A 649-nucleotide genomic window follows, 5' to 3' on the forward strand; every position below is an offset into this window, starting at 1 on the left:
GGCGGGCGCCCAACCGCTTTCCGTCACGCTCAGCGCTTGTCCGGCGGCGTTGTACAGAATGCGCGTCCGCACTTCCTTGCCGGGAACGACGCTCGGGCGGGCCAGCATCGCGGGGGCATCGCTGTCGCCCTGGTATTCCATGCGCAGCAGCCATTGGGCCGGACCGGGCTTGCCGTTCGAATAGGACACCCGGCTGACCTTGACGACGCGGCCGAGCTGGTCGCGCTCGGTCCTCTCGGTTGCGATGGGTGACGTTTTCATTCGACACATCATGAAGGAAGACAGCACATCTCAGCGCTCCCATGCGGTGGTGTACCAAGGAGCTTCTTTGAGCGGACCGTTGGTGCAGTCGGAATGAGACTGATAAGGACTCGTCTCGCAGGGGAAGTCGCCACCATGCATGGAATATACGAAACCCCTTGCGCCAGTTGGATGATGCACAACTGTCTCTTGCACATCCCAAGCCAGCAAGACCCCGTCGTCCTTGATGCGGAAACTAAGCCGGATGCCGCGAGCCGGCGCCGAATTGGCATATCGGAACACCTCGTCTGGAATGCGGCTCAGCACCTCCACTTTGTAGTCGCCTACAATGGTGCCACCGCTAAATACGCCATGTTCATACCGGATATTCGAACCCTCTCGCCACGTC

The 649-nt window shown here is 60.4% G+C and carries 2 protein-coding genes; both read right to left on the minus strand.

The annotated features are described in order from the left end of the window. Positions 1-261: hypothetical protein (locus tag H7U20_RS19730; protein WP_199760852.1), on the minus strand; the 261-nt coding region annotated here is incomplete at its 3' end. A gap of 30 nt (positions 262-291) precedes the next feature. Continuing rightward, positions 292-649, minus strand: a 358-nt coding sequence (locus H7U20_RS30400; protein ID WP_233410925.1) for a hypothetical protein, incomplete at its 5' end; no start/stop codon positions are given.

The sequence above is a fragment of the Rugamonas violacea genome (assembly GCF_016461825.1).
Classification (GTDB): Bacteria; Pseudomonadota; Gammaproteobacteria; order Burkholderiales; family Burkholderiaceae_D; genus Rugamonas.